This window comes from Curvibacter sp. APW13, assembly GCF_032337135.1.
In the GTDB taxonomy this organism is placed as follows: Bacteria; Pseudomonadota; Gammaproteobacteria; order Burkholderiales; family Burkholderiaceae_C; genus Allorhodoferax.
Genome location: NZ_JAVXZZ010000001.1, coordinates 96,421 through 119,939 on the forward strand (window position 1 = coordinate 96,421; position 23,519 = coordinate 119,939).

General features: G+C 60.8%; 24 protein-coding genes. 17 read left to right on the forward strand and 7 right to left on the reverse strand.

The features are described from left to right. Positions 1-245: 245 nt before the first annotated feature. From RQP54_RS00410 to lysA, 3 genes are all read right to left on the reverse strand, one after another. A complete protein-coding gene (locus RQP54_RS00410; protein WP_315676105.1) occupies positions 246-2,135 on the reverse strand; it encodes a hypothetical protein in 1,890 nt (629 codons plus the stop codon). Positions 2,136-2,261: 126 nt separating this feature from the next. Beyond that, on the reverse strand, positions 2,262-3,011 hold the full coding sequence (locus RQP54_RS00415; RefSeq protein ID WP_315676106.1) for a transporter substrate-binding domain-containing protein: 750 nt from the start codon (positions 3,009-3,011) through the stop codon (positions 2,262-2,264). Positions 3,012-3,135: 124 nt separating this feature from the next. Then, positions 3,136-4,389 (reverse strand): diaminopimelate decarboxylase, encoded by a 1,254-nt coding sequence (lysA, locus tag RQP54_RS00420; RefSeq protein WP_315676107.1) that lies wholly within the window; start codon positions 4,387-4,389, stop codon positions 3,136-3,138. 80 nt (positions 4,390-4,469) lie between these two features. Here lysA and RQP54_RS00425 point away from each other — a divergent pair, with 80 nt between their 5' ends. The 3 genes from RQP54_RS00425 (at position 4,470) to RQP54_RS00435 (ending at position 6,707) form a co-directional block, all read left to right on the forward strand. Further along, complete coding sequence (locus tag RQP54_RS00425) at positions 4,470-5,384, forward strand: LysR family transcriptional regulator (protein WP_315676108.1); 915 nt, start codon at positions 4,470-4,472, stop codon at positions 5,382-5,384. A gap of 138 nt (positions 5,385-5,522) precedes the next feature. Further along, a complete protein-coding gene (locus RQP54_RS00430) occupies positions 5,523-5,714 on the forward strand; it encodes a putative motility protein (protein ID WP_315676109.1) in 192 nt (63 codons plus the stop codon). 375 nt (positions 5,715-6,089) lie between these two features. Then, positions 6,090-6,707: a chalcone isomerase family protein gene (locus RQP54_RS00435; RefSeq protein ID WP_315676110.1), complete on the forward strand. Its 618-nt coding sequence runs from the start codon at positions 6,090-6,092 to the stop codon at positions 6,705-6,707. Between the two features lie 63 nt (positions 6,708-6,770). Here the strand turns inward: RQP54_RS00435 and RQP54_RS00440 are convergent, their stop codons facing one another. Both RQP54_RS00440 and RQP54_RS00445 read right to left on the reverse strand, forming a co-directional pair. Then, a complete protein-coding gene (locus RQP54_RS00440) occupies positions 6,771-7,715 on the reverse strand; it encodes a Tim44-like domain-containing protein (RefSeq protein WP_315676111.1) in 945 nt (314 codons plus the stop codon). A gap of 105 nt (positions 7,716-7,820) precedes the next feature. Beyond that, the gene (locus RQP54_RS00445) at positions 7,821-8,705 is read right to left on the reverse strand and encodes a LysR family transcriptional regulator (protein ID WP_315676112.1); all 885 of its coding nucleotides are present in this window, start codon (positions 8,703-8,705) and stop codon (positions 7,821-7,823) included. A gap of 98 nt (positions 8,706-8,803) precedes the next feature. Here RQP54_RS00445 and RQP54_RS00450 point away from each other — a divergent pair, with 98 nt between their 5' ends. Genes RQP54_RS00450 through RQP54_RS00460 form a run of 3 tightly spaced genes read left to right on the forward strand, consistent with a single transcriptional unit; the run spans position 8,804 to position 9,602 of the window. Then, positions 8,804-9,148: an HPF/RaiA family ribosome-associated protein gene (locus tag RQP54_RS00450; RefSeq protein WP_315676113.1), complete on the forward strand. Its 345-nt coding sequence runs from the start codon at positions 8,804-8,806 to the stop codon at positions 9,146-9,148. Next, entirely contained in the window at positions 9,148-9,315 is a 168-nt protein-coding gene (locus RQP54_RS00455) for a hypothetical protein (RefSeq protein ID WP_315676114.1), read from the forward strand. Before RQP54_RS00450 ends, RQP54_RS00455 begins: the two co-directional genes overlap by 1 nt. A 17-nt stretch (positions 9,316-9,332) precedes the next feature. Further along, entirely contained in the window at positions 9,333-9,602 is a 270-nt protein-coding gene (locus RQP54_RS00460) for a zf-TFIIB domain-containing protein (protein ID WP_315676115.1), read from the forward strand. Positions 9,603-9,799: 197 nt separating this feature from the next. Here the strand turns inward: RQP54_RS00460 and RQP54_RS00465 are convergent, their stop codons facing one another. Next, positions 9,800-10,813, reverse strand: coding sequence for an AraC family transcriptional regulator (locus tag RQP54_RS00465; RefSeq protein ID WP_315676116.1), 1,014 nt, complete (start codon positions 10,811-10,813; stop codon positions 9,800-9,802). Positions 10,814-10,969: 156 nt separating this feature from the next. Between RQP54_RS00465 and RQP54_RS00470 the strand changes: the two genes are divergently transcribed. The 10 genes from RQP54_RS00470 (at position 10,970) to RQP54_RS00515 (ending at position 21,066) form a co-directional block, all read left to right on the forward strand. Further along, a complete protein-coding gene (locus RQP54_RS00470) occupies positions 10,970-11,404 on the forward strand; it encodes an aconitase X swivel domain-containing protein (RefSeq protein ID WP_315676117.1) in 435 nt (144 codons plus the stop codon). Between the two features lie 43 nt (positions 11,405-11,447). Continuing rightward, entirely contained in the window at positions 11,448-12,785 is a 1,338-nt protein-coding gene (locus tag RQP54_RS00475; protein ID WP_315676118.1) for an aconitase X catalytic domain-containing protein, read from the forward strand. Between the two features lie 79 nt (positions 12,786-12,864). Beyond that, positions 12,865-13,917 carry a 3-keto-5-aminohexanoate cleavage protein gene (locus tag RQP54_RS00480; protein WP_315676119.1) on the forward strand — a complete coding sequence of 351 codons (1,053 nt, stop codon included), beginning with the start codon at positions 12,865-12,867 and terminating at the stop codon, positions 13,915-13,917. Between the two features lie 42 nt (positions 13,918-13,959). Further along, a complete protein-coding gene (locus tag RQP54_RS00485) occupies positions 13,960-14,805 on the forward strand; it encodes an SDR family NAD(P)-dependent oxidoreductase (protein ID WP_315676120.1) in 846 nt (281 codons plus the stop codon). A 48-nt stretch (positions 14,806-14,853) separates the two neighbouring features. Then, positions 14,854-16,146: an MFS transporter gene (locus RQP54_RS00490; RefSeq protein ID WP_315676121.1), complete on the forward strand. Its 1,293-nt coding sequence runs from the start codon at positions 14,854-14,856 to the stop codon at positions 16,144-16,146. 60 nt (positions 16,147-16,206) lie between these two features. Continuing rightward, a complete protein-coding gene (locus RQP54_RS00495) occupies positions 16,207-16,521 on the forward strand; it encodes a Rieske (2Fe-2S) protein (RefSeq protein ID WP_315676122.1) in 315 nt (104 codons plus the stop codon). Positions 16,522-16,538: 17 nt separating this feature from the next. Next, on the forward strand, positions 16,539-18,182 hold the full coding sequence (locus RQP54_RS00500) for a 3-(methylthio)propionyl-CoA ligase (protein ID WP_315677726.1): 1,644 nt from the start codon (positions 16,539-16,541) through the stop codon (positions 18,180-18,182). Between the two features lie 5 nt (positions 18,183-18,187). Continuing rightward, complete coding sequence (locus RQP54_RS00505) at positions 18,188-19,198, forward strand: YeiH family protein (protein ID WP_315676123.1); 1,011 nt, start codon at positions 18,188-18,190, stop codon at positions 19,196-19,198. A gap of 34 nt (positions 19,199-19,232) precedes the next feature. Next, positions 19,233-20,813 carry a methyl-accepting chemotaxis protein gene (locus RQP54_RS00510; RefSeq protein WP_315676124.1) on the forward strand — a complete coding sequence of 527 codons (1,581 nt, stop codon included), beginning with the start codon at positions 19,233-19,235 and terminating at the stop codon, positions 20,811-20,813. A gap of 4 nt (positions 20,814-20,817) precedes the next feature. Then, positions 20,818-21,066 carry a hypothetical protein gene (locus RQP54_RS00515; protein ID WP_315676125.1) on the forward strand — a complete coding sequence of 83 codons (249 nt, stop codon included), beginning with the start codon at positions 20,818-20,820 and terminating at the stop codon, positions 21,064-21,066. A 21-nt stretch (positions 21,067-21,087) separates the two neighbouring features. Here the strand turns inward: RQP54_RS00515 and RQP54_RS00520 are convergent, their stop codons facing one another. After that, a complete protein-coding gene (locus RQP54_RS00520) occupies positions 21,088-22,077 on the reverse strand; it encodes a GlxA family transcriptional regulator (protein WP_315676126.1) in 990 nt (329 codons plus the stop codon). A 138-nt stretch (positions 22,078-22,215) separates the two neighbouring features. On the opposite strand from RQP54_RS00520, the gene RQP54_RS00525 reads away from it, so the two are divergent. After that, entirely contained in the window at positions 22,216-23,442 is a 1,227-nt protein-coding gene (locus RQP54_RS00525) for an acyl-CoA dehydrogenase family protein (RefSeq protein WP_315676127.1), read from the forward strand. The last annotated feature ends 77 nt before the right edge of the window (positions 23,443-23,519 follow it).

Here is a 23,519-nt window from a genome sequence, read left to right on the forward strand (position 1 = left end):
CTTTGTTGATATCCCCTTGCCAGTGCGCCAAAACCCGCATAAATCAAGGCTTTTCTTAGGCTGCCCGCAAATTCAGCACACAAATCAAATTCCTTATAAATCAACAACTTAGGATCGCTAGCAATTGAATAGCGCCGCAAGCGCCGGCATCCGCCAGCCGCGAAGCACGTTGCCGGAATTTGTGCATAACAGAAACAAATGGGGCCCCGAAGGGCCCCAAAAATGTGCTAGGCAGGCACGCGCCCTCAGACCGGCAACCAGCCGGACTTCCAGCCCCAGTACAGGCCCGCCACCAATATTGCCAGCACCACGGCATACAGCCCCCAGGGCGTGTCCTTCTCGGCATAGGGGTCGGTCAGGGCGCGCTCGGCGTTGGCCGGCAACTGGGCCAGCTGGGTCAGCGAGGTGCCGAACGGAATGTTGATGCGCGCGCGCGCATTGATGGCCCAGCCATTGGCATCGAGGATGGGCCCCAGGTTGCGGCTGCGCAGCTTGAACCAGGCCATGATCACCGCCGGACCCGAAACCACCAGCAGCATGCCCGCCAGCGCAATCGGAAGCTGCCACCACTTGAGGGCCAGCAGCCCGGTGAGCACCGAGGCCAGTGCGGTTCCCAAGGCGCCCACGGCCAGGCCGATGGCGGCAAAGATACCGGCGAACTTGCCCACATCGAATGCGGTGGGCGGCGCCGGTGGAGCGGCCTTGGCCGGTGCAGGTGCCGCGGCCGTGGTGCCCTTCTTGGCCGCCTCTACCGCCAGCACAGCCATGCGGTCATCGGCTTCCTTGGCCTTGTTGGCAGCGATCTTCTGCAGCTGTTCGCTGACAAGGCGTGCCAGGCGCTTGTAGGGTGCCCAGAACGCCTGGCGCAGGCTGATCGGGTGGTCCACGATCTTGGTGATGGTGGCGTTCCAGTCGCGGCCCTGGCGATCGTAGAACACGCCGTTGCGCCCGACGATGAGCTGGTCCGAGTCGCCAGCCGTGAAGGCAGCCGCCACGCTCATCTTCTCGGCCCCGCGCACACAGTCCACGTAGACCAGGCACATGCGTGCCAGCGTGGCCAGCGCGGCATGCTTGCCCGCATCGTTCACCGCCACGCAGAGTTCGGCCGAACGGCCATCGAGGTACAGGGTGCCCACCTGGAACGTGGCACGCCCCTGGCGGGCATAGAAGTCCTTGAAGGCGACGAAGTTGTTGGCCAGCAGCATCAGGTCGCGCACGAAGCGGGCCAGCTGCTCCAGCTCGCGCACGCCATCGCCCTGGGCCGCCGGGTCGGGCTTGGCGGCCAACCAGGCAGCGTACGGTGCAAACCGGTCCTTCAGGTCTTGCCATTGCGCGGCCGTCAGTGCGCTCTGTGCCCCCAGCAGGGGCACCACGGCAGCGTCGCGCAGGGCCTGCACGCGTGCCGCCCAGGCGGGGTTGATGCCGGTGTCCAGCGGTAGCGCGCCACCAGCCTGCACACGGGCCAACGGCAAGGCAGCCACGCCCTCGTTGTCGCTGCGCAGCGCACTGGCGCCCAAGGCGCTGAGCGCATCGCCGGTGGCATTGAGCGCATCGGCCGCGCGGCCATCGAAGGCTGCGAGGTCACAGCGCACGAACCAGTCGTCCACCTTGGCGGCCACGGCCTGCAAGGCCGCGTAGACAGCTTCCGTGCCCTCGCCAGCCACGCGAGCGGCAGCACCCGCAGACTCCCAGGCGGACTGGGCCTGCTGTGCGAAATGCGCCTGTGCTGCAGCAGCCGCTTCCACGGTGACCAGCCCATCCTGTGCGGAACCATTGGCGGCCAGCACTTCACGGGCGGCTGCAGCAATGCGGGCGCCGGTTTCGTCATCAGCACGGATGGCGGCCAGCGGTACCCCTGCGAGCTTCTGGGCCAGCACCTCCGGCTGTGCCAAGCGCTCGCCAGCCCACTGCACGGCCGCGATCAGGTCCGGCGCGCGGACGTGGCCATCGTTGTCGGTATCGATGAAGGCCAGCGTGCGGGCGTCGAATTCGATGCCCTTGACGGGGCACGACAGTGCCACCCACAGTTTCTGGTCCAGACTGCCGATGGACAGCAGTTCCTGTGCAGTCTCCAGACGGACCTGGTCAAAGCCACCGGCCCGGAAAAAACGCCATTTGCTCAAAGGTGTGTGCATGCAAGCCCCGCGGTTAGGAAATTCATGCAACAACTGTAGCAGTGTGCTCCCCCACCCTTGCGATGCGGGTTTACCCAAACCGTGACAGATTACCCGGGGCCGCGCTGCGTTGGCGCCGCCCGCAGGTCAGGGCGACATGCCATAGGCCGCCCACAGGCGTTGCAGCACGCCAGCGGCCTCCATCTGGCCCAGCAACTTGCTGAGTTCCGGTGCCGAGGGGCGCGCCCCCTTGGCCACCAGGGCCGTGTGGGCGTAGGTCTGGTCCATGTGCTCCGAGACCAGCAAACGGGCCCGGTCTTGCGGTTGTTCCGCCAGGTAGCGGCCCAGGTAGGACTTGGTGAGCACCCCCACGTCCCCCCGCCCGGCGAGCAGGTTGCGCAGGATCACGGCGTTGTCGCTGCTGAAGGTGATGGTGAAACGCTTGCGGAGCAACGCAGGCTCGGCCTCGAAATCGGCAAAGGCATAGTGGTACCCGAGCACGACCATCAGGCTCTTGTCGGTGAGCTTGTGGAAGTATTCCTGCCCACGCCCTCGCTGCGCCCGCGCCACGAACACCTCGCCATCGCCCTTGAGGTAGACCTTGCTGGCCTCTACCTGCTCGGGCGACCAGCCCCATTTGATGTTCTCAAAGAAGATGTGGCTGTAACTGCCGTCGGCCAGATCACGGTAGCGGCGGTTGGCCGAGGTGGGAACGGTCTCGAAACGGTACTCGTTCTGGAAACTGTTGAGTTCCTGTACCAATTCATGCGTCAGCCCGCGGCTGCCATCGGAAAACGGCAGGAAGGGGTATACCCCGACCTTCACCACCAGCGGTTCCGCCTGCACCCCCGTGAGCATCGCCCAGCTCAACCAAAGCCACCAGCACAGTTTGCGCACTTGCACTCCCCCTCGTTCTGATTGGAATGCACCGCCCGCTTTCCGTCTGCAGTCAGTGCAATGTCTCAGCAGGCGTTATACACCCGGGAGCATGACCCTGCAGCGGGAAATGTGACAACTCTGGCTACGTTGCTTCCAGCGCCAACAGCTCGGCCACGGTCTGCTTGCGCCGGATCAGCCGCACGTCGGTGCCATCGACCAGCACCTCGGGAATCAGCGGACGGGTGTTGTAGTTGGAAGACATGGACGCGCCATAGGCCCCGGTGTCGTGCAGCACCAGCCAGTCACCCACCTGCGCGGCAGGCAGGTCACGCAGCAGCACGACACCGCCTTCGCCTTGCGTGAACACGTCACCCGACTCGCACAAGGGACCTGCCACCACCGTCGGCTGCAGCGCGCCTGAGGCGGCTGTGCCGTCGGCCCGGATGAGTTCGATGCCATGGTGCGCGCCGTACATGGCCGGACGCATGAGGTCAGAGAAACCCGCATCCACCAGCACGAAATGCTGGCTGCCCTGGTGCTTGCTGGCACGCACCTCGCTCACCAGCACACCCGATTCGGCCACCAGGTAGCGCCCGGGCTCGATCTCCAGCTGTACCGCGTGGCCCAGCAGCGCCTGCACCTGCTGGCGCGCCGCATCCCACAGCGAGAAGTAATGCGCGGTGTCGATGACCGGCTCGCCCGCGCGGTAGGGTATGGACAGGCCGCCACCGGCCGAGATGGCGTGCAGGTCCAGGCCTTGGGCCTGCACGGCCTTGACGAGCTCCACCATGGCCCCGCACACCTCCTGCAAGTGGCCATAGTCCACCCCCGAGCCGATGTGCATGTGCAGGCCCTGCAGCTTCAGGCCGCGTGCCTTCACGGTGTCCAGCGCACGCACCAGATCACCGTGCCAGATGCCGTGCTTGCTGTGCTCGCCGCCGGTATTGGTCTTGTTCGAATGGCCGTGGCCGAAACCGGGGTTGATGCGCAGCCACACCGGGTGGCCGGGGCTGGCAGTACCGAGCTGGTCGAGCATGTCGATGGAGCCGCAATTCACCGGCACGCCCAGCTCCGCCACGCGCGCCAGCGTGGTGCGGTCGAGGATGTCGGCAGTGAAGACGATGTCGGCATGTCCATCAGCGCGCAGGCCCGGTGTGAAGCCGGCCGCCAGCGCGCGCTCGATCTCACCCAACGACACCGAATCCACCACCACGCCCTGCTCCTTCATCAGGCGCAGGATGTGGGTATTGGAATTGGCCTTCTGGGCGAAGCGCACCACATCGAACGACTGCAGCGCGGCAATGCGGCTGCGGATGGTGGGCGCGTCGTACACCCACACGGGGGTGCCGTACTGCTGGGCGAGGCTGGCGAGTTGGGCGGGGGAGAAAGGGTTCATGCCAACATCTTGCCCACCACCACCAATTCAATCAATGCCATTTTCGTTTTTAATCTATTCACATTCGATATAGTTATGGCATGAATGCCACACCACCTGCCCTGACCCACCGCCAGTTGGCACTGTTTCGCGCCGTCATGCTGCAGGGCAACCTGAGCCGGGCGGCCGAGGGCATGAACACCTCGCAGCCCACCCTCAGCCGCGAACTGGCCCGTCTGGAGCAAGTGCTGGGCTACCCGCTGTTCGACCGCGTGCGCGGGCGCCTGCGCCCCACGGTGCGTGCCCAGGCGCTGATGCAGGAGGTGGAGCGCAGCTTCGTCGGGCTGGAGCAGGTGGCGCAGCGCGCGTTCGAACTGCGCACGCACAACAACACCCGGCTGCAACTGGCCTGCCTGCCGGCACTGGCACATGCGCTGGTACCGCAGGCCCTGGCCCGGCTGTGCAAATCCCACCCCGACGCGCAGGTCAGCGTGGTGCCGATCGAATCGCCGTGGCTGGAGCAGGCCGTGAGTGAGCAGCGCTTCGACCTGGCCCTGAGCGAAAGCACCGAGCCCCCTACCGGCACCACCCGCGTGGCCCTGCTGCAAGCCAATGAAGTGGCCGTGCTGCCCGCAAGCCACCCGCTGTGCCGCAAGAAACGTCTGCAGCCCGGCGACTTTGCTGCCCTGCCTTTCGTGAGCCTAGCGGTGGGCGACCCCTACCGCCAGGCCATCGACGCACTGTTCCAGCAAGCCGGTGTCGCGCGCGAACTGCGCCTGGAAGCCGCCAGCGCCGTGGCGGTGTGCGCCATGGTGGCGCAGGGCCTGGGCGTGGCCATCGTCAACCCGCTCACTGCTGCCGCCATGGCCGGGCCCGCGCTGGCGGTGCGGCCGCTGTCGGCATCGATACCGTTCACCGTCTCGGCCCTGGTACCCCAGGTGGCCGCCGCCCATCCCTTGCGCGACCCCCTGCTGCATGCCCTGCGGGGCTCCATCCACTCGCTATCGCTTTCATAGCATTTGTCGCAGACTCCACCTGGGCGCAGACCAAGATGCGCCCGCTGGTCGACAGAAAGCGGCCGCATTCTGGCAGCCGCCGCTCAAGCTTTCACGGAATTCGTCCGATAAGCATGACACGCCCTCAAGGATCACGCCATGGAAATATCCACCACCTCACTGGTACAGGCTTATGCCCTGCGGCAACAAAACCAGGTTGCACAGACAGCGCAGGTGCTGGTATTGAAGAAAGCCATGGACATGCAAGCGGCAGGTGCGCTGACCCTGCTGCAAGCCCTGCCCCTGGCGACCAGTGGCACGCTGGGTACGCAAGTCAATGCAATGGCATAGCCGGCATTGAAGGGCCCGCCGCTGCCAGCTGACCCGCGCCATTTCCAGCGCTGTCTGTCCATGGCGTGGGGCCGGTGATGCGCTGGCACCACACCCGCCCCGCCACACGCACGTGAATTGACCCCTCTCTCTAGCGGCGTTTGCGCACCGGCCTTGTGCGCAATGGTCACCTGTGCCGAGCGCAAATGCTTCCTCAATGGGTACACCTCCCCTTTCCCGGTCGACACCAGGCCGCCCATGCACAGGGCCTGTGCATGCGCACCGCGCTGGCACACGATGGTGACCACGGCATGACAGAGTGCTCGCTCTAGTTTCCAGCGCGTCACACGCTTGCAATGGACGCAGGGCATCGTGCCCCATGAAAGGAAGGGAACCATGACACTGTTTCAGAAGAACATGGGCCGCCTGCTGGTGGCCTCATTGGCGGTGGCTGCACTCGCGGCCCTGCCTGGCATCTCCCGCGCCGTGGAGGTGGCGGGCGTGAACTACGCCGCGCAGTTGCAGGCCGGCGGGCAACTGCTGCAACTTAATGGCGCGGGCATCCGCCGCAAGGCCAACGCCAACCTGTACTCGGCCGCGCTGTACCTGGGCAGCCCGGCTCGCAGCGCCGATGAAGTGCTGGCCAGCCCGGGCCCCAAGCAACTGCGCGTCTTCATGTTGCAGGACCTCAATAGCCGCGACATGGCCGACATGCTGTCGCGCGGCCTGGTGACCAACAACCCCGATGACGACCTCGCAGCCATCGTCCCCGAAATGCTGGAACTGGGCTCCTTCATCGCCGACCGCGGCAAGCTGCTCACCGGCGACGGCTTCCAGATCGAATGGAACCCTGCCATAGGCACCACCATCACGGTGTTTCAGCGCAACGAGAGCAAACCGATTCGCCAGGTGTTCGAGAAGAAGGACCTCATCGCACCGATGATGAAGATCTGGCTCGGCACCAAACCCGCGGATCCGGAACTGAAGGCCGCCCTGCTGGGTAAGCGCGCATGAAAAAAGGCCGCTACGCCAGCGTAGCGGCCTGAGCACCACGCCCCGATGGGCGCGGCGTGCAGATCAGTCTGCCTGCTGGATACCTGCCAGGGTCCAGCCGCCGTTGCCCTGGCGGGGCTTGGTCAGGTGCCAGATCTCGTCGAAGGTTTCGTCGTCTGATCCCGCACCGTAGCGGATGAAGCCGGTGAACTGCACGCTCACCAGGTAGCGCTGGGCTTCTTCCACCACCTCAAGCACCTGGGCATCCACCCGCAGCACTTCGCCATGCTGGGTGCCGGACTCGCGCTCGGCCAGGTCGAGCTTCAGCTCGGCAAACATCTCCGGCGTGGTGAATTCGCGGATGTCGTCGAGTTTGCCGGCATCGTAGGCGGCCTGCAGACGAATGAACTGCACCTTGGCGTTGCGCTCGAAAGCGGCGCGGTCAAAGTCCGCAGGGATCGACGCACTGGCCGGGCGTGCGGCGCCAATGTCGGCACCGATCAACGAACCACCTGCGCTGCTGGCGGTACTGACGTTAGCGGGCATGGACACCTTGTAGGCGGGCTGCTGGGCGTCAGTAGGCACATTGGAAGCGCCATGCCCTGCCCCTGCGGCGGCTGGCGTGAACCCCGCCGGGGCGGCCATTCCGCCTTGCGCCGCTTGGGCACGCTTGCGCAGGAAGAAGCCCACAACCGCCAGCACGGCAAACACCAGCAAGCCCATCATCACCATGGAAGCCAGTTCGTCGCCAAAGCCGAAGTGGGAAGCCAGGGCGGCGATACCCAGACCGGCGGCCAAGCCGGCCAGCGGGCCCATCATGGAACCCTTGGAGGCAGCGGCTGCACCGGCGCCTGCGGCAGGGGCTGCGTTCTGTGCGGCTGGCGCTGCGGGCGCCTTGTCCTGCACGGCCTGGCGTTGGGTACCCACGGACTTGCCCGAGCCCATGCGCTTGGCGGCCTCGGCCTCCATGGACACCGTGGCGAGGCCCAGCGTGAACACCACGGCCAACATCGATAGGAAGGTTTTCATCGTCATCTCCTGAAAAGTCAAAGGACAGGGTGGAGAGTAAGGACGATGACGTTCAATAAAAACCAACAATCAGTGGAACATCATTCCCAGAAAAACTGAGTAATGCTAGCTTGCCCCCTGCAGCACCCGCAGCACCAGCGGGTGCTGCACCTTGCGCTCGGTGCCCAGGGCGTAGAAATGCTCGACCACCCCGTCGCACGGCCCCAGACGCTTGACGCCGTAGTGCGCCAGCAGGTCGTCGTGCACCCACTCGGCTGCCGGAAAGGCCCCCATGCCGCTGCCACCGAAGGTCTTGAGCAGCGCGCTGTCCTCGAACTCGCCCACGATGCGCGGGCGGATGCCCTGCTGCTCGAACCACTGGTCCAGGCGCACCCGCACGGCGGTGTGGGCCGTGGGCAGCAGCACCGGCATGTCGGCCAGGCACTGGGGGAACTTGCGCCCACCCGCGCGCACCATGGCCGGCGTGGCGTACCAGGCCATGGGTGAGGTGCCCATGGCGTGGCTGTAGAGCTTGATGTTCGGGTTGGCCGGGGCCGGGCGGTCCGAGAAGACCACGTCCAGGCGGTGCAGCGCCAGATCGCCCAACAGGTCGTCCAGCTCACCCTCATGGCAAATGAGTCGCAGGTGGGGCTCGGCCAGCACCGGCTGCAGCAGGCGGCGTACCACCAGCTTCGGAATGCTGTCCGAGATACCCACCGCCAGCCGCATCGACGGCGCGCTGGCGGCGTCGCGCACCAGTGCCGGCAGGCTTTCCCCGATCTGGAATATCTGGTCGGCCAGCTGCATGGCTGTCACGCCCGCGTCGGTGAGCACCAGCCCACGCCCGGCAGGCTTGAGCAGGGCATAGCCCAGCGAGCGCTCCAGTTCGCGCACCTGGGCACTCACGGTCTGCACCGCCATGTCCAGCCGGTCCGCCGCGCGCGACATGCCGCCTTCCTTGGCGACCACCCAGAAGTAGTACAGGTGCTTGTAGTTGAATGCGGTGCTCATATTCCCATTTATCCGAATGATTTGTAAGAAATTATCTGCTTTTTACGCAGCATGGCAAAGCCTATGGTCGAGGCTCTTTCATGACCAGGAGCTTTTCCATGCAGATCATTTTCGAATCCCGCGAGCCCCAGGCCAGCGCACTGCGCGAGCCTGCGCTACAGCGCGTACGCTTTGCCCTGCGGCGGCTGCGCACCCTGGTGCTGCGTGCCAAGGTGCGGTTCATCGACGTCAACGGCCCCCGAGGCGGCGTGGACAAGCAATGCCTGCTGGAGGTGAAGACCGAGAAGTCCGGAGTGCTGGCGATTTCGACCGTGGCCAGTGATTGGCAAGCCGCCCTGAATGCGGCGTTGGACAGGCTCGTGCGCGCGCTGACCCGGCAACTGCAGCGCCAGCACAAGGGCGTACGCGGCCGCTCCCCGCAGCCAGAAAGCGGAGATCACTGATGGACGCCGACTTCTCCACACTGCAGGCCATAGGCCTCGCACTATCCATACCGGTTCTCTATGCCGCGTGGCATGAGTATTCCCAGCGCAACCTGCGCGACGCCAAGCTGCTGGCTGGCTGCGGAGCAGGTGGTTTGCTGCTGGTCGCCACCGGATTCGCCCTCTAACCCCCAAGGAGCCCACCATGAAATGCCCCCACTGCACTGACACCACCCTGGTCATGTCCGAGCGCCAAGGCGTGGAGATTGACTACTGCCCCGCCTGCCGCGGCATCTGGCTCGACCGGGGCGAGCTCGACAAGCTGCTGGAAAAGGCCGCTCCAGCCACAACGGCATCACCGGCGCGGGCCCCCAGCGCCCCCCGGCAACGCGACTTCGCCGACTCGGACTTCAACGACTACCAGCGAAATCCCCACTACCGCAAGAAGTCGTGGCTGCACGAGATATTTGACTGACCGGGGCTTTTCGAGCGCCGAAAACAAGCCGCTGCATTTCTCGCAGCGGCCTCAAGGGTTGCAGACCGTGCACCGGTTATTCGCCATCCATGGACTCACTGTGGACGGCTGATGTGGGCCAGTTGCAGTCATTCACGAATGACGGGAATGAGGCTAGCAAACGCCGATAGTTTTGGGGGCGATTCACTAACACGAATTCAGCCAGAACTGCGTAACGCTTTCTCCTTGCGCCAATTGCGTGGCGGCACGCCATACTCAGTGTTAAACCATCGTGTGAAAGAAGTAGCCTTTGTGTATCCCAGCATGGCAGCGATACTTTCAATCGAGGTCTTTCGGTTCTGGAGATGCCCCAAGACCAATTCCTTTCGTACCTCATTGAGTACCGTAGAGTAGCTCACACCAAGCTCATCCAACTGGCGCTGCAGATTGCGCACGCTCATACCTAAGCCCGGGGCCACCTGCTTGATCTTGGCTTTGCCCAGCGGCAGCAACAGGTAAGTTGCCTTGCGCAGGTTGAACAATAGATCGTCTGCGTCACGCACCTCTCTGGCGCCCATAAAGCGCCGCGCAATGGCTGCCATGGCAGGATCGGCACGAGGGTTGGGGGCATCCAGGTCGGCCGCGTCGCACCAAATGCCGTTGGCACTGGCATCGAATTCAAATCGCGAGTGGAAGACCCGTTCGTGGACGGTGAGGGTGGACGGCTTCGAATGGGTAAAACACACCATCTTGGGCCGCCATTGCGTACCCAGTATGGCTGCGCATGTCTGGTGAATCAATGCCGTTGACAGCTCAACGGCCTGTCGCTTGGGCAGATCGGAATCCGCAAGGGTTTCCTCGCGCAAAAACACGCGCCGCCCCCGGTCTTCAATGCGCAATGCGAAGTACCGGTTGATCAGGTTTCCGAAATCCATCACCACGTGCAGGGCCTCACGCAATGTGGGTTGGTGGCTCATCAGCAAACTCACCTCACCCCAGTCGGCCATGGTTCGCACTTCGGCCATCAGCAGTCCAAAACTCTCCTGCCCTGAAGCCTTTGCCGAGTCCTCCAATAGTTGCAGGACGCTGGCATAGGACAGCATCTGCTCGGGGTTGGCGATCATGGCTGGTGTGATCTTGTGCTGACGCAACATCTGCAAACCGTTGAGCCCGCACTTCTCTGCAATGGTGACGTAGTGCTTGAGTGAAACGGCTCTGAGCAACGCTTCCATGCCTGCCTCCAGTCCTTGGTCATATCCGTAAAAACCCGGATATCAATGGCACCAAATGCGTGATTTTAGGCACCAAATGCTAGAAATAAAAAATTCCAAAAGAATAAATTTCTGTTCCGTTAGCCACCCACATCCAACTCGGAAGGAGACAAGCAAATGGAACAAAAAATCGTGCTCAAGGGCGTTGCAAAGGCACGCGGACATGCGTCTGGCGAAGCTTTGGTGAGCCCCATGAACCTGAGCTGGGCACCTTGCTCAATTCTCAATGACGGCTCCATCAGGGCCTATGGAAACCCCCTCAATGGCGAAAACGTCAAGGGCAAGATCATCGTGTACCCCACGGTGACGGGTTCCACTTCGGGTTCGTTTGGAATGCTGTTCAAAGTCAAGCAAGCCAAAACCGGCCCCACCGGCATCATTTGCAAGGACGTGCACTTCATCGACATTGCCGGCTGCATCGCCAGCGACATTCCCGCCATCGACTCCTTTGACGTCGATCCAGTGGAGGTGATCCAGTCAGGAGACTGGGTCGAAATCCGTGCCGACGAAGTCGGCAAGGAAGCCACCGTCACCATCACCCGCAAAGCTTGACGCAAGCGCCGTTCATCCCTCACACAGCAAAAAGAGACACACCATGATACTGAACACCTACGAACAGGAAATGATCGACGGCAAGCATGGCCCAGCCAAGAAGCTGGCGATGGAAAAGCTGGTGGACTTCGGCAATGCGGTTGGTGCCACCGAGATGGTTCCTCTGTCCTTTGTCCATTACATCGGTGCCGTGAAGGACTTGTCCAAGGACCTGCCCGAATACGAGAAGTACGAATGGGGCCAGGGCCTGCAGCTGGAGCCCTTCTTCGAAATGGATGCCAAGTTGTCGGGTGATTCCAAGTGCACCGCCTGCACCGACCCGCTGCTGCTCCAACTGGACCGCTACGACGAGGAAGGAACGCCCTGGAACAACAAGTTCTTCAAGCTGCCCAAAGTAGTCCATGAGGCTTCGGTCGAAGGCTTCAACGCCATGAAGAAGATGGGCTGGGTCAACACCCTGTCTTGCACGCCACAGTTCAACACCGTGTCGCCCAAGTACGGTCAATACGCGGCTTCCTGCGAATCCAGCTGCGCCTGCTATCTCAACACCATCCTGGGGGTGAAGACCAACCGCGAAAACGCGGTCACTGGCATGTACGCGGCCTTCACCGGAACGCTGCCCAAATACGGCATGTTGCTGGAAGAAAACCGCAAGGCCAAGCTGATTTTCGAAATCGCGGACGAGGTCAAGAACTCCATTACCGATGATCCTGCCGACTGGGCGGCCCTGGGTGGCACCATCGCCATGAAGGTCAACAACCGCGGCATCCCTGCTGTACTGAACATGCCTGATCGTTTGACCGGTTCTGCCGCCAAGGCGTTCACCGCCTGCGCCTCTCCTGGCATGAACGACCCCTTGCTGCACCTGATTGGCATTACGCCGGGCTCCAATACGCTGGAAGATGCCTTTGGCGGACCCGTGCCTGCCGACGTGGTGCGTATCAAGATCACCTTGAAAGATCTGCAGGAAACTTACGAACACCTGTGCTCGGCCAAGAACGACAAAGTGGACATCGTTCACATGGGTTGCCCTCACCTCACCTATGAGGAGATCCGTCAGATTGCCAAGGCGATTGAAGGCAAGAAGGTCAACAAAGACGTGATGATGTGGGTGCAGACCGACACCCCCAGCTACATGATGGCCAAGCACTACGGCGAAGCAAAGATCATCGAAGAAGCAGGTGCCAAGATCTACCACCAGACCTGCGCAGGGATGAACCAGCTCAGCGAAAACTGGGGGACCAACTACAACGTCGCAACCAATAGCTTCAAGCAGGTCAAGATTTTCGGAGGCCTTGGCCCCGGAATGATCTTTGGCAGCCTGCCCGACTTGGTAAACGCCGCTGTCACCGGCCGCTTCGTTTCGACCCGCTGGAAGTAATTCCACAGGCTTCCTGCATGCAGCTCGCACAGACATTGCGCCGCTGCATGCCCCGCAAAGTTTCAATTAGGAGAAAGTAATGCAATTCTTTGATGATTCCCTGCTCCCCGAAAACCAACAGCCCCTGGTAATCCAGGTCGCCCCCTTTGGACCGGAATTCCTGCCCGGTGATTCCGACGACATTCCGGTATCCCTGGACGCACAAATCCAGAAAGCTGTGGACTGCTACAACGCAGGCGCTACCGTGCTGCACGTGCACTGCCGAGAGGAAGACGGCCAGGGCTCGAAGCGCCTGTCGCGCTTCAACGAAACGCTGGCCCGCCTGCGCGAGGCTGTGCCAGACATGCTGTTGCAAGTGGGCGGTTCCATTTCCTTTGCGCCCGAAGGTGAGGGCAATGAAGCCAAGTGGCTCAGTGACGACACGCGCCACATGCTGGCCGAGCTGACCCCCAAGCCCGACCAGGTGACCATTGCCATCAACACCAATCAGATGAACGTCTGCGAGTTGATGTCGGCCGACGACGTCGCCGGCACTTCGCTGGCCTTGCCGGCCTACCAGGCGGCCTATTCCGAAATGACCATTCCCTCCGGCCCGGCATTCGTGGCCGAGCACTTGAAGCGCCTGCAGGCAGCCGGCATCCAGCCGCATTTCATGCTGGCAGACGTAGGTCAGCTGGAAACCGTGGAGCGCCTGATGCGACGCGGTATCTACACTGGCCCGCTGATTCTCAATCACGTCATGATCGGTGGTGGACTGGATGGTCCCAATCCCCGCAACATGATGGAATTCATCAACCGTTGTCCCGAAGGCGCAGTGCTGACCATCGAAACCATCATGCGCAACGTGTTGCCCTTGACCACCATGGCCATCGCCATGGGTCTGCACACCCGCGTGGGCATCGAAGACAACCTGTGGGGCAAGAAGGGTGAACGCATGACCTCGGTGAAGCAGGTAGAGCAGCAGGTACGCATCGCCCGTGAGTTGCACCGTGAAGTCGCCACCGGCAAACAGGCCCGCGAGATCTACAAGATTGGCGAGCATTACAAGTCCGTGGACGAAACACTGGCCAAGGTTGGCTATGCGCCTAACCGGACCAATGAGCGCGGTAACCCTCTGCGCCTGGCTGCCTAACGCAAAGCGCTGAATCAATCACAACGCATAAGGAGACTACCCATGATGGTGGACAGCAATCCGAGAGAGCGCTTCGTTGGTAAAGTGGTCGTCGTGACCGGTGCGGCGGGCCAACTGGGGCGTGCGATCGCATTGGCGTTTGCCGCGCAAGGTGCACAGGTAGTGGCAACCGACATCCATGCTCAGCGACTGGACGAAGTTGCGCAAGACCTCCAAGCTGTGGGTAGTCCCTTCATGTGCAAGACCTGTGACGTGTCCAGCAGTTCTGATGTCAAAGGCCTGTTCGATACGGTCAAGGAAAAATTTGGAACTGTGCATGTGTTGGTGAACAATGCCGCCATCGTTCCCGAGCGGCCCGATGACGCGGCCCGTCGATCCAAGCACTACGGTTACCTGACCACACCCCAGCCACGTCAATCGCTGCAATTCACCAGCAATCTGACGGACGAGGATTGGCACCGCTACTGGGGTGTGAACGTCCACGGCGTCTTCTACTGCACACGTGAAGCCCTGCGAATGATGGAACCCCAAGGTGAAGGTCGCATCATCAATGTGGCATCGACTTCGGGCATTTCTGCCCTGAGCGCGCACAGTCCGCACTATTCGGCAAGCAAAGGTGCCGTTATCGCCTTTACCAAATCGGTTGCCGCGGAAGTTGCTGGTGCCAATATCTTCGTCAATGCCATGGCCCCCGGTGGAATTGAGACCCAGGCCTTCAAGGACTACCTTGCAGCCATGACCGAAGAGCAACGCAACCGGCTTTGGCAAATTGTTCCTGCAGGACGCCTCGGCGCACTACAGGAATACACAGACACAGTGCTTTTCCTCGCGGGTCCGCACTACTTGGTTGGACAGGTGATCAGTCCAAATGGCGGCATGGTGATCTAAAACCAGTCGCTTGGCTGGTTCTACAAATAAACGATGAAGGAGACAGAAATGAGTACATCGAACGGAACTACATGGAAAGACAGGCCGGGAGCAATCCTGATAGGCCTGCTCTTTATGCACGTGCTGGCGCACATCGATCGCAACATGCTGCTGGGTTTTTCCCCCCAGATCACCGGCGAATTGTCCTTGTCCAATGCCCAGTACGGATTCCTCACCGGAGCCGTTTGGGTGCTGAGCTACGGCTTCATGGCCACGTTCATGGGCTCGCTGGCAGACCGTTTCAGCCGTACCAAGGTGATCGCTGCTGGCGTCTTGATCTGGAGTGTTTGCACTGCGGCCTCAGGCTTTGCACAAGACTTTGGCCAGATGGTCGTGGCACGCTTCCTGGTTGCCAGCGGTGAGGCAGCCTTGGTACCTGCTGCGGTGTCCTTGATTGCAGAGGTTTTCAGCGCACAACGCCGCAGCAGTGCGGTGGGTGTTTTCTTCGTAGGCATCCCGTTGGGTATTGGTCTGGCGTTTGTCATCGCCGGTTCCTTGGGGGTGACCTGGGGCTGGCGCATGACGTTCATGGCTCTGGGTGTTGCAGGGGTTGGATTGACCTTTCCGCTGTTGTTGCTCAAGGATGATCGTGGAAACCTGGCAGCCGCCGAACGCGGTGCCCCGTTCTTCCAGCAGCTGCGTGCTGTGCACGGTGTGATGAAGGAATGCAAGCCGCTGCGTCAGACGGTAGTGGGCTTTGTATTGGTTCACTTTGCCTTTGCAGGCCTCTCGTTTGTGCAGCTGTGGCTGGTGCGCGAACGCGGCTTTGACGCAGCCCAGATTGCCAAGCAGATGGGCGGTTTGCAAATCGTCTTCGGAACCCTGGGTGCCATCCTTGGAGGTATCGCAAGCGACCGCCTGTTCAAGCGTTTCAAGGGTGGACATGCCACCGTAGTCACGCTGTTGGTGCTGTTCCTCGCTCCTCTCATGCTGACTTACCGTTTTGCGGCACCAGGCTCTGCGTTGTTCTATGTCGGTATGTGTGCCGGCTTCTTCCTCCCATTGGCGGTGTATGGCCCTTGCCTGACTCTGTTTCAAACCCTGGCACCTGCAAGCATGCGCTCCACCGTTGTCGGTGTGGTCATGTTGCTGCTGAATGTGGTTGCGATTGCGATTGGAAACCTGGCCGTCGGTGCCATTAGCGACCGTTTGACCAAGGCGGGATCCACACAAGGCCTGTCGACTGTGTTGATTGCTACCGACGTCTTGGTGGCGCTGTCACTGTGGTTCTTCTGGCGCGCTTCATTGAGCGGAGACCCACGCCTGGGAGCTGAGCGCGACAAATCCATCGTTGCACACTGATCCAAACGTAACACCACCAACGATGCTGCCTCTGCCCAGAGGCAGCAGGAGGTTAAGCACATGTCACGTGATGTCGTAGTGACCCAACTTTGGAAAGTACCCCAGACACGGGGGCTGCATTGCAGCGTCAACGGTCTGGAGTTGGCAGTCTTTCGGGTCGATGGCGAAGTCTTTGCCATTGCCGACAGCTGCCCCCACAGTGGTGCATCCCTTTCCAACGGCAAGATCAGCGGCCACACAGTCGCCTGCCCCGCGCATGGTCTGAAATTTGACGTGCGTACCGGTTGCTCGCAAGTCTCACCCGACCTGCGCAACAAGACCTATCCGGTGCGAGTGGACCACGGCAACGTGGTACTCGATCTGGATGCAATTTGAAATCAGGAGAAGAAATGCTGAACGGACAAATGATGCAAATGCCGCTGCTGGTGTCCAGCCTGCTGGTGCATGCCGAACGCCACCACCCGGAGCAAGAAGTGGTGTCACGCCGGGTTGAAGGTGACATCCACCGCGAAACCTTTGCCGAGTTGGCCTCGCGCTCGCGCCGTGTTGCCAATGCCTTGAAGCACCTGGGCGTGCAAATGTCCGACCGCGTGGCAACCTTGGCCTGGAACGGCTACCGCCACATGGAGCTCTACTACGGCGTGTCGGGCTCGGGCGCCGTCCTGCACACCCTGAATCCCCGCCTGCACCCGGACCAGGTGGTGTGGATTGCCGACCATGCCGAAGACCAGGTCCTGTTCTTTGACATGACCTTCCTGCCCATCATCGAAGCCATTGCCGGACGCGTGAAGACCATCAAGGCCTTCGTGGCCATGACCGACCGCTCCCACATGCCGGCCAGCACGAAGATCCCCAACCTGCTGTGCTACGAAGAACTGCTGGCGCAATCTTCCGACCGCTACGACTGGCCTGAGTTCGACGAGCAAGCTGCCTGCACCCTGTGCTACACCAGCGGCACCACCGGCAACCCCAAAGGTGTTCTGTACTCGCATCGCTCGACCATGCTGCATGCCTTTGGAGCAGCCTTGCCCGATGCATTGAACTGCTCGGCCAGCGACGTCATCTTGCCGGTGGTTCCCATGTTCCACGTCAACGCCTGGAGCCTGCCGTATGTGGCCTGCATGGTCGGCTCCAAGCTTGTCTTCCCCGGCCCGGGGCTCGATGGCAAGTCCTTGTACGAACTCATGGAGTACGAAAACGTCACCGTATCGGCCGGCGTGCCCACCGTCTGGCAGGGTTTGCTGGGTCATATGGAGCCGCAGGGGCTGCGTTTTTCCAGCATGAAGCGCACCATCATCGGTGGCTCGGCCTGTCCTCCGGCCATGCTCAAGACCTTTGAGCAAACCTATGGCGTGCACGTCCTGCATGCCTGGGGCATGACCGAGATGAGCCCCCTGGGCACCGTCATGTCCTTCAAGCCCGAACACCTCAAACTCAGTGAAGAAGAGCGCCTGGCCGTACAAGCCAAGCAAGGTCGCGTCGTCTTCGGCGTGGACATGAAAATCGTCGACCCCGAAGGCAAGGAGCTGCCCCGCGACGGCTCGGTCTCGGGTGACCTGCTGGTGCGCGGACACTGGATCATCGACACCTACTTCAAGCAGCAGGACAGCAGCCCACTGGTCAAGGACGGCGCAGGTCGTGGCTGGTTCCCCACCGGGGACGTGGCCAAGATCACCTCCGACGGTGTGATGCAGATCACCGACCGCAGCAAGGACGTGATCAAGTCCGGCGGCGAGTGGATCGGCTCCATTGACCTGGAAAACATCGCCATGGCCCACCCGGCTGTGGCCATGGCCGCCTGCATTGCCGCCAAGCACCCCAAGTGGGATGAGCGCCCCTTGCTGGTGGTGGTGAAGAAGCCTGCAGCCGAGGTCAGCCGCGAAGACATCCTGCAATTCTTCGAAGGCAAGATCGCCAAGTGGTGGACGCCTGACGACGTGGTCTTCGTCGAATCCATTCCGCTGGGGGCCACCGGCAAGATGATGAAGGTGAAGCTGCGCGAACAGTTTGCCGACTACAAGCTGCCGACGGCGTAAGCACCATGTCCCTGACCTCCACGACCTGGCAACAGGGGCTTGGCCGTGCCCGGGCCTTGTTCCCCGGCCTGATTGCCAGCGCCACCGTCGCGGCGGCGGCCACCTTCCTGTCGCAGCACTACGGTGCGCCGGTCATGCTGTTTGCGCTCCTCTTGGGCATGTCGATGAACTTCCTCTCGCAGGAAGGACCGTGCCGCCCCGGCATCGAACTGGCGGCCAAGCAGCTGCTGCGCCTGGGTGTGGCCCTGCTGGGCTTGCGCATTACCTATGGCCAGATTGCCGCGCTGGGCTGGGGGCCGGTGTTGCTGGTGGTGGGCTCGGTGGTCGTGACCATCATGGTGGGCATCGTGATGGCGCGCCTGGCCGGGTTCAACACCCCGTTCGGAGTCCTCACGGGTGGCGCAGTGGCCATTTGCGGCGCTTCAGCGGCATTGGCGATCTCCACCGTACTGCCAGCGCATGAACGCAAGGAGCAGGCGACCTTGTTCACCGTCATTGGCGTGAGTGCCTTGTCCACCTTGGCCATGGTGGCCTACCCCATGGTGGCGCATGCACTGGGTTACTCGGACCATGCCACGGGGCTGTTCCTGGGCGCGACCATCCACGATGTGGCGCAGGTGGTGGGGGCCGGCTATGGGGTCTCGACCGAGGCCGGAGACACGGCCACGGTGGTCAAGCTCATGCGCGTGGCCATGCTGATGCCGGTGATCGTGGTGTTTGCGGCCGTGTACCGTGGGCAACAGGCCGCCGGTGGGGAGCGACCGCCGATCCTGCCATGGTTCGTGGTGGCCTTTGCGGTGCTGGTGGTAGTGGGCAGTCTGGGGTGGGTGCCCGCTGTCATTCAAGGTCTGGGCAATGATGCCTCGCGCTGGTGTCTGGTGATTGCCATCTCGGCCATCGGACTGAAAACACGCATGGTGGAAATCGTCTCTGTCGGCATTCGACCGATCGCACTCATGTTCGGGGAAACACTGTTCTTGGCGTTGCTTGCATTGGCAATTCTGCGCTGGATGTAAGTACCTGGAAGACACAACGCTGACGGAGAAGAAATTGCGCAAATTCAGATTGGCAACACGCATGGCCTTCTACATGGCCGTATTTGTCATGGCACTGCTGTTTGTTTGCGTCATGGGACTGTCCGGAATGTCCATGGCCAACGACGGCCTGAAGACTGTCTACGAGGACCGAACCATTGCGTTGGCCCAGCTGGAAGAAGTCGGAAGACTGATGACGCGAAATCGGGTCCTGGTGATGGACATGCTGATCAATGATGCTCCCGACAACATCAATAAGCGAAATGATGAGTTCGAGCGCAATGCAGCCATCATCGACTCCCGATGGTCGGAATACATGGCCACGAAGATGGATGAGGAGGAGGAGCGACTTGCAAAGGAGCTCACGCTTCAGCGGGCCCTATACCGTGACGAAGGCTTGAACCCTGCCAGGGCCGCCATCAACGCCGGAAATCATGATGAAGGCGAAAAGATTTACCAAGAGAAGATTAGCCCATTGATCGGAAGCGCCCAGGTCACCCTCAACAAATTGACAGCATTGCAGGTTCACGCTGCAAAGGCAGAGTACGAGTCCGCGATCGCCCGATACAACAGTACCCGTACCACGCTGTTGGCACTCAGCATCGTTCTTGTCATCATCATCTGCGGTGCAATGTTCAACCTGTTGCGGCAATTCCGTAAGGCCATGGAGCTTGCCGTCTTTACGACCGAGTCGGTGGCCAAAGGCGACCTCACCACCGCCATCCCCCTGGATGGAAACGATGAAGTTAGCCAACTCATGAAAGCGCTGGACCACATGCAAACCAGCTTGTCTGCAGTTGTCTCCCAAGTGCGCAGTGGTTCCGAATCGGTGTCCAATGCCAGTATCGAGATTGCCCAGGGAAACCAGGACCTCTCTGCTCGCACAGAAAGCCAAGCCAGTGCGTTGGAGGAGACAGCGGCCAGTATGGAAGAGCTCGCCTCAACGGTGCGTCAAAACGCTGATTCGGCGCAACAGGCGCGGCAACTGTCGGCAACGGCCAATACGGTCGCAGTGAAAGGCGGCGACATGGTGGCGCATGTGGTACAGACCATGCGCGATATCAATGACTCTTCTCGCAAGATTGCCGACATCATCAGCGTGATCGATGGCATTGCTTTCCAAACCAACATTCTGGCGCTCAATGCCGCAGTGGAGGCGGCGCGCGCTGGAGAACAAGGCAAAGGCTTTGCCGTGGTGGCCAGTGAAGTCCGCGCCTTAGCCGGTCGCAGTGCCGAAGCTGCAAAGGAAATCAAGGCCTTGATCACCGCCAGTGTGGAGAAGGTGGAACAAGGCAGTGCCCAGGTCGATGTGGCTGGCAGCACCATGCAAGAAGTGGTGAGCGCCATCCAGCGTGTCAATGACCTCATGGCTGAGATCAGCGCGGCCAGCAACGAGCAAGCGGCTGGCGTATCGCAAGTCGGCGAAGCGGTCACTGAGATGGACCAGACCACACAGCAAAACGCGGCGTTGGTGGAGGAGATGGCAGCGGCTGCGTCCGCCCTGAAGTCCCAGGCGCACGATTTGGTGAGGGCAGTGGAAGTATTCAAGGTGCGTGATCAACGCGTCGTGGCAATGCCGGCCTTGGAATACACATAATCACATGAACTGCTACCGCACGCCTGGGCAGATGACTTTAGGCTTGCCGATACGCATAGACCTTTGCAGGACGGCAATGTCCTTGTTTTCGGACACGGTCATCGCGATTACGCCGTCTGTCCGCACTGATTTGCGGGTCAGTGAACATGCAGCACAGCAACTGGTATCGCTGTTCGCTTTCTCCGCGGCGCTTGCCTCCCTCGGCATCGGTGCATTGGCAGACGCCTATGGACGCGATCCCATGGTGCCCTAGGGGCGAAGTGTAGAAAAGTACTCATTGAGCGGGTGATGCGTTGAATCTGTCGCGATAGTTGCCGGGTGTGAGACCAACCCGCGCCCGAAACAGGCGTGTAAATGAACTCGTATCGGCATATCCGACATAGGCACAAATCTGCTCAATGCTCAGTGAACCTGTTTCAAGCAGCGCTCTGGCAGCGTCAATGCGCATGTTCTGGAGGAATGCGAGTGGTGATTGGCCGCGAGCAGACTGGAAGCGCCTGGTCAAGGTGCGCTGCGTGACTGCCAGTTCGTCTGCCATTTCAGACAGGCGCACATCAGAATGCATGCGTTTGTGCAGCCATGCTTCTGCCCGATGAACCAATGCATCGTTATGCGCTCGATCGGACATCAAGGGCAAAAGCATGGTTTGGGTGCTTTGTGTCACGTCGATCAACATGCTGCGGGCACACTGCGTCCCGATGGCAGCCCCCGAAAATTGTGAAAGTACACGCACCGTCTGTGTCAGGAAGGCAGCATGCGCCCCGGCGCATATCAGGCGGTCCTCTTCGGTCACCAGAGGGTGCATTTGGAGCTGAACGTCGGGAAAGCGGTCTCTGAAGCTTTGTTCAAGCCACCATGTGGTGGTTGCCCTCCGGTTGTTCAGCAGCCCTGTGGAGGCCAACACAAAGGTCCCTGTGCAGTTCGCTGCCAAATAGGCTCCCTGCGCCCATTGCTCCTGGAGCCATTGCGCAGCGGGCGCGCAACTGCCGATGAATTTTGACAGTTCGTTCTTGCCACGATAGTGAAAGCTGGGGATGAATACAACGTCGTAGCGCTTTCTGGGCGGAATTGGCCTGGTGCTCAGGTCCATGCCATTGCTGGCGCGCACGCCGCCTCCGGCGGTGGAGAGAAAGTCCCAGGTGTACGTGGCCACCTGGGGGGCTGACTTTTTCAAGTGTGCGTTCGCCACTTGCATCAGGTCGGCAAAGCCTCCGACAACGGATGCGTAGCATCCATCAAAGCAAAGAATTCCGGCAGATGGCACTTTGTAGTTGCTCGTGAAGTTGAATAGGTCGCCAATGTCTTAATTCGCATATTAAATGTTAAAACTGCACATTGGGTATTGGTGAGCCACTGAATATTCTTGGGGTTCAATGTAATGAACGACCCAGGAACTTTCACCATGACAAAACAAACGCCGCGCCTCTCAGATCGCTTGTATGACGACCTGTGGTTGCCAAAAGAGACTCTTGAAATCCGCGACAACGTTCGCACGTTTGCGACCCAGGTCCTCGCACCCGTTGCACATGAACTGAACAACACACCCGAGAGCGTGAATGGATTTCCCTGGCACCTTGTGAAGTCCATGGGTGAAGCCGGATTGTTCCGCATTCCATTCAGCAAGGCCGATGGTGGTCTCGGGCTCGAATACCCTGCGCTTGCAACCATGGTCATGCTGGAAGAAACCGCTTACGTGAGTTCGGGGATCGCAGCGGCGCTCATCGATGTCCAGCTGATTCTCTTCGGGCACACGTTGCAGCATGCAAGTCCGACGGTCAAGGCAAAGCTCTTTCCGACGCTTTATGCAGGGGATATTGTTGGCGCTTTCGCAACCAGCGAACCTGCTGCCAGTACGGACCTGAGCATCAATGCCTTGCAGACTCGGGCGACACGCGTCACCGGTGGCTATCGCCTGACCGGGCGCAAGCGTTGGATTACCAATTCACCAGTTGCACATTACATGTTTGTACTGTGCAAGTTGGACCAGTCGATGACCATGCTGCTGGTGGACATGAAAGCACAGGGTGTCAAGGTTGGAGAGCCTGACAAGAAAATGGGGAACCATGCCCAACTCACTGCCGATGTTTATTTCGACGATGTCTTTGTGCCGGCAGATCACCTGGTTGGAGAAGAGGCGAAGGGACTAAAGTCTGCGCTCACCTCGCTCACCCTCGGGCGGGTCGGTATTGGAGCCTGTGGGGTCGGAATGGCCCAGGCAGCCTTTGACTTTGCAGTCGACTACATGCACAACCGAAGTGTCTTTGGCAAACCACTTTCGAACTTCCAGTACTGGCAATTCCGGTTTGCCGACTATGCAACCCAGCTGGAAAGCGCACGCAACTTGTATGTCAAGGCAGCGATTGCACAGGACACCGGCCGCGCATCGGTGGCGACCCAATGTGCCATGGCCAAGTTGGTGGGAAGCTCTTTGGCAGGCGACCTGGCGCGTGACGCTATCCAAGTCTGTGGAGGGTATGGTTTCGTCAAAGAGTTGGCTGCAACGGGGCAGCAGTTCCCACTAGAGGCTATCTATCGTGATTCCAAGATCGGTGAAATCTACGAAGGTGCGAACGAAATTCAGCGGCTGTTGGTAGCACGCCAGATCTTTGGCAAAGATGCGGTGGGTTGATTGAAGGGGCTTAGAGCTCGGGCTTTGATCGTAACCGTCAGTTGACTCCAGCCCTTTTCTTGTGGAGGGTGGCTTGT

Excerpts from the sequence above, each read along its gene's own strand:
- RQP54_RS00410 (WP_315676105.1), bottom strand. The coding sequence starts at position 2,135 with ATGCACACACCTTTGAGCAAATGGCGTTTTTTCCGGGCCGGTGGCTTT.
- lysA (WP_315676107.1), bottom strand. The coding sequence starts at position 4,389 with ATGAACCCTTTCTCCCCCGCCCAACTCGCCAGCCTCGCCCAGCAGTAC.
- RQP54_RS00425 (WP_315676108.1), top strand. The coding sequence starts at position 4,470 with ATGAATGCCACACCACCTGCCCTGACCCACCGCCAGTTGGCACTGTTT.
- RQP54_RS00430 (WP_315676109.1), top strand. The coding sequence starts at position 5,523 with ATGGAAATATCCACCACCTCACTGGTACAGGCTTATGCCCTGCGGCAA.
- RQP54_RS00435 (WP_315676110.1), top strand. The coding sequence starts at position 6,090 with ATGACACTGTTTCAGAAGAACATGGGCCGCCTGCTGGTGGCCTCATTG.
- RQP54_RS00440 (WP_315676111.1), bottom strand. The coding sequence starts at position 7,715 with ATGAAAACCTTCCTATCGATGTTGGCCGTGGTGTTCACGCTGGGCCTC.
- RQP54_RS00445 (WP_315676112.1), bottom strand. The coding sequence starts at position 8,705 with ATGAGCACCGCATTCAACTACAAGCACCTGTACTACTTCTGGGTGGTC.
- RQP54_RS00450 (WP_315676113.1), top strand. The coding sequence starts at position 8,804 with ATGCAGATCATTTTCGAATCCCGCGAGCCCCAGGCCAGCGCACTGCGC.
- RQP54_RS00455 (WP_315676114.1), top strand. The coding sequence starts at position 9,148 with ATGGACGCCGACTTCTCCACACTGCAGGCCATAGGCCTCGCACTATCC.
- RQP54_RS00460 (WP_315676115.1), top strand. The coding sequence starts at position 9,333 with ATGAAATGCCCCCACTGCACTGACACCACCCTGGTCATGTCCGAGCGC.
- RQP54_RS00465 (WP_315676116.1), bottom strand. The coding sequence starts at position 10,813 with ATGGAAGCGTTGCTCAGAGCCGTTTCACTCAAGCACTACGTCACCATT.
- RQP54_RS00470 (WP_315676117.1), top strand. The coding sequence starts at position 10,970 with ATGGAACAAAAAATCGTGCTCAAGGGCGTTGCAAAGGCACGCGGACAT.
- RQP54_RS00475 (WP_315676118.1), top strand. The coding sequence starts at position 11,448 with ATGATACTGAACACCTACGAACAGGAAATGATCGACGGCAAGCATGGC.
- RQP54_RS00480 (WP_315676119.1), top strand. The coding sequence starts at position 12,865 with ATGCAATTCTTTGATGATTCCCTGCTCCCCGAAAACCAACAGCCCCTG.
- RQP54_RS00485 (WP_315676120.1), top strand. The coding sequence starts at position 13,960 with ATGATGGTGGACAGCAATCCGAGAGAGCGCTTCGTTGGTAAAGTGGTC.
- RQP54_RS00490 (WP_315676121.1), top strand. The coding sequence starts at position 14,854 with ATGAGTACATCGAACGGAACTACATGGAAAGACAGGCCGGGAGCAATC.
- RQP54_RS00495 (WP_315676122.1), top strand. The coding sequence starts at position 16,207 with ATGTCACGTGATGTCGTAGTGACCCAACTTTGGAAAGTACCCCAGACA.
- RQP54_RS00505 (WP_315676123.1), top strand. The coding sequence starts at position 18,188 with ATGTCCCTGACCTCCACGACCTGGCAACAGGGGCTTGGCCGTGCCCGG.
- RQP54_RS00515 (WP_315676125.1), top strand. The coding sequence starts at position 20,818 with ATGAACTGCTACCGCACGCCTGGGCAGATGACTTTAGGCTTGCCGATA.
- RQP54_RS00525 (WP_315676127.1), top strand. The coding sequence starts at position 22,216 with ATGACAAAACAAACGCCGCGCCTCTCAGATCGCTTGTATGACGACCTG.